Annotated in this window: 2 protein-coding genes and 1 tRNA gene; 2 read left to right on the top strand and 1 reads right to left on the bottom strand. The window is 49.5% G+C overall.

Annotated features, from left to right (window positions below; translation table 11 throughout):
* The first annotated feature begins 367 nt into the window (after nucleotides 1-367).
* Nucleotides 368-440: transfer RNA gene (locus GXO76_04310), tRNA-Asn, on the top strand.
* A 44-nt stretch (nucleotides 441-484) separates the two neighbouring features.
* A complete protein-coding gene (locus tag GXO76_04305; protein NOY77074.1) occupies nucleotides 485-3,166 on the top strand; it encodes an insulinase family protein in 2,682 nt (893 codons plus the stop codon).
* A gap of 64 nt (nucleotides 3,167-3,230) precedes the next feature.
* Here GXO76_04305 and GXO76_04300 read toward each other — a convergent pair whose 3' ends face one another.
* Nucleotides 3,231-3,875 (bottom strand): DUF47 family protein, encoded by a 645-nt coding sequence (locus GXO76_04300; GenBank protein NOY77073.1) that lies wholly within the window; start codon nucleotides 3,873-3,875, stop codon nucleotides 3,231-3,233.
* Between the last annotated feature and the right edge of the window lie 152 nt (nucleotides 3,876-4,027).

Here is a 4,027-nt window from a genome sequence, read left to right as displayed (position 1 = left end):
TCAGGGAGGGGGAGTCAGGGGGTGGGTTAAAAAGAGGTCGTGCCTCACTATTCAGAAATATTGCTTTTCCCATAAAAATTCCAGTAGAGCCGTTTTTTTAATAATGAACAAAATAAATCGGGAAAATGCAAGGTTTAAATGGGATAAACGAGTCCGTGTCCATTGTGTGCGAATTTGACGAGTATGCGTACCATCTCCTCTTTTAAGGATTCATCCGCCGGATGGGCTCGTTCACGCCTCGCTTCATACTCAAGAACACAGAATCACCCGTCAGTATCTTTTTCAAAAAAATTACGCCAATTATTGACTTCTCTATTGACAAAGCGGTTCAAATTTATTATATTTACATTCGAATTTTTTACAGGATTCCGGAGTAGCTCAACCGGCAGAGCGGGTGGCTGTTAACCACTAGGTTGGGGGTTCGAGTCCCTCCTCCGGAGCAAAAAAGGCCTTTCCCAAAAAAGGCCTTTTTAATTTTATTCAAATGGAGACGCAAACCGCCATGCCTATCGACATTCCCTATCAAAAATTTATTCTGTCCAACGGATTAACCCTGTTGGTTCACGAAGATCACAAAGCCCCCATTGTGGCCGTGAACATCTGGTATCACGTGGGTGCAAAAAATGAAAAACCCGGTAAAACCGGCTTCGCCCATCTGTTCGAGCACCTCATGTTTAACGGAAGTGAGCATTTTAACGATGATTATTTCCAGGCCATGGAACGCATCGGGGCTACCGACCTGAACGGCACCACCAATCACGATCGAACAAACTATTTCCAAAACGTGCCGACTTCGGCCGTGGATGTGGCCCTCTGGATGGAATCCGACCGCATGGGGTACCTTCTGGGGGCGATTGATCAATCCAAACTGGACGAGCAGCGGGGCGTGGTTCAGAACGAAAAACGTCAGGGTGAAAACCAGCCCTACGGTAAGGTAGAGGAACTCATTACCAAAAGCACCTACCCCGCCGGACACCCCTATTCCTGGACGGTCATCGGCTCTATGGAAGATTTGGATGCCGCGTCTCTGGAAGATGTGCGCGAGTGGTTTCGAACCTATTACGGGGCCGCCAATGCGGTTCTGACCATCGCCGGTGACATTGACACTCAAACCGCCCGCCAAAAGGTGGAAAACTATTTCGGGGATATTCCTTCCGGGCCGCCGATTAGTACCTACAAAAAATGGATCGCAAAACGACAGGGCGTCCAGCGGCAGCGTATTCAGGATCGGGTGCCTCAGGCTCGGATCTACCAGGTGTGGAATATCCCGGAATACGGTTCCGCCGACGGGGATTATCTCGACCTGGTCAGTGACATTCTAGCCTCCGGAAAAACATCCCGTTTGTACAAGCGGTTGGTCTACGACGAACAAATTGCCACCAATGTATATGCCTACGTGGATTTGCGGGAAATTGGCGGCCAGTTTACGGTCGTGGCCACGGCCAGGCCGGGAGTCGACATTTCCCGGATCGAAAACTCTCTAAATGAGGAGATGGACCGCTTTTTGACCGGCGGCCCCACGTCCGATGAGCTTCGCCGGGTACAGGCCCAATTTATGGCAGGATTTGTCCGGGGAATTGAACGCATCGGCGGCTTCGGGGGGAAATCGGACATCCTGGCTAAAAATGAGGTTTTTACGGGAAACCCGGAGCATTACAAAATTACGCTGGAACGCGTCCGAAACGCCACGCCGCAAACCCTTCAAACCGCTGCCAACACCTGGCTTTCTGACGGGATTTACATTCTGGAAGTCCACCCCTTTCCGGACTACAAAACCGTTAAAACCCCCATCAACCGGGAACATCTCCCGGAACCGGGAGAACCTCCGGAAGCCCAGTTCCCCGAGTTGCAGCAGACTGAACTCCCGAACGGATTGAAGATTATTCTTGCAGAGCGGCATTCTGTCCCTGTTGTCACCTTCAACCTGCTGATCGATGCCGGTTACGCCTCCGATCAGTTTGCACTGCCCGGAACAGCCAAACTGGCGATGGAAATGCTGGACGAAGGAACCCAAAATCGCACCTCATTACAAATCAGCGAAGAACTGGATTTACTGGGCGCAGAGCTTCAGTGCGGATCAAATCTGGATACGTCCAGTGTCGCCCTTTCCGCTTTGAAGGAAAACCTGTCGGCCTCACTGGATATTTTCGCGGATATCATTCTCAACCCGATTTTCCCGGAAAAAGATTTCCAACGGCTTAAGAAGATTCAATTGGCAGCCATTCAGCGGGAAAAGGTAACGCCCGTACAAATGGCGCTGCGTGTTTTTCCCAAACTCCTCTACGGGCCCTCCCACGCCTACGGAAATCCTCTGACCGGTTCCGGAACGGAAGACTCCGTTTCAAAGATTTCCCAAGAGGACCTGATCCGCTTTCACAAAACATGGTTCAAACCCAATCATGCCACCCTGGTTGTTGTGGGCGACACCAACCTGAATGAGATCCGGCAGGCCGTTGAGAATTTATTTCAGGATTGGAAACCGGGCACCGTGCCGAACAAAAATATTCAGCCGGTCACACTGGCCCAAAAAACATCGGTGTTCATTCTTGACCGTCCCGAAGCCCTGCAATCCATTATTTTTGCGGGACATGTTGCGCCGCCGAAGGCCAATCCGGAGGAAATTGCCATTGAAACAATGAACAACATTCTGGGGGGCACCTTTACTTCCCGAATAAACATGAATTTGCGGGAGGACAAGCACTGGGCCTACGGGGCCTTCACATTTTTGGTGGATGCCCGGGGGCCGCGCCCCTTCATTGCCTACGCCCCCGTACAAACCGATAAAACCCGGCAGGCCATGCTCGAAATGATAAAGGAAATCAAGGGTATAATCAGCGACAGACCCATTACGGCTGAAGAATTGGAGAAGGTTCGCAGAAAGCAAATTCTGGAGCTCCCCGGTTCCTGGGAAACCATGGCTGCCGTTGCATCATCGATAGCGGAGATCGTTCAGTACAATCTGCCAACGGATTATTTTACTCATTACGCCAAACGGGTCAAGGCACTGAATCTGGAGCAGGTGAAAGCAGCCGCCAAACACGTGCTTCACCCCGAAAAGCTGGTCTGGGTTGTTGTGGGAGATCGCAAGAAGATTGAACCGGACGTCAGGAAATTGGGGTTCTCAACCGTCCATTTTCTGGATGCCGATGGGAATCCGGTCTCTTAAGATCTTTCAAACAGGAATTTGCCTGCTTTTTAAGGCGGACCTTTTGCCTCCAAACACTCAAAGCTCACACGTGCCTTTTGATTGCTGCAATGGCTACCCGATCGCAGACATCTTCGGCCTCATCTGCAATATTTTCAACATGGTCAATAAAATCCCGGATGTGGAGCTTCCGGCACAGGTCTTCTTTGGATTCAAAAAGACGGTCCAGCATTTTTTCTGAGATTCGGTCAGATTCTTCTTCATAAAACATCACTTTATCGATATGATCCCGAACGCCCGTTAAATCTTTGAAATAGGATCGAATCGCCCCTACCATTTCTTCCATCGCATTCATGGAGGATTCCGTCAAATCCAGATAATCCTGATTAAATTCCGGAAAAATGTCGGGCTTTTGTACTGAAAATTGAATGAGCGTTTCCGTTGCCGTATTCAACACGTCGTCGGTTTGTTCCAGAAGACCCAGAACATCTCCTCTGGATTCCGGAATCAGCATTCGGGAATAAAGGGTACTCTCAATTTCCCGTCTGAGTGAATCGGCATCACTTTCCAGACGATCCAGTAATTGGAGACGATCGGAAAACTCATCTGACTTTTTTTCCAGATAGTATTTTACCCCCTGACGAAACAGCAGAGCCCCTTTCAGAACGATGTCCAGATACCGGTCAATTTGAATTTCCAGTTCGTGAATGCGCTTAAATAATGTAGGCATCTTGATACATCCTTATGTTTTGATTCCGACTCAAGGGGTTGCCCGGTAAAATAAAGGCAACCGAAAGCGGCAGATCTCAATTGAAGCGTTCCGCTTGATCAAATAAAATCACACAAATTACACGTTTCCCCTGATCTCGATACGGCACGCGT

Source organism: Calditrichota bacterium (assembly GCA_013151735.1).
GTDB lineage: Bacteria > Zhuqueibacterota > JdFR-76 > JdFR-76 > BMS3Abin05 > BMS3Abin05.
This window is presented reverse-complemented; position numbering and strand designations above follow the sequence as displayed.

What these genes read in the sequence shown, in the direction of transcription:
- GXO76_04305 (NOY77074.1), top strand. Translation starts at nt 485, where the DNA reads ATGGAGACGCAAACCGCCATGCCTATCGACATTCCCTATCAAAAATTT.
- GXO76_04300 (NOY77073.1), bottom strand. Translation starts at nt 3,875, where the DNA reads ATGCCTACATTATTTAAGCGCATTCACGAACTGGAAATTCAAATTGAC.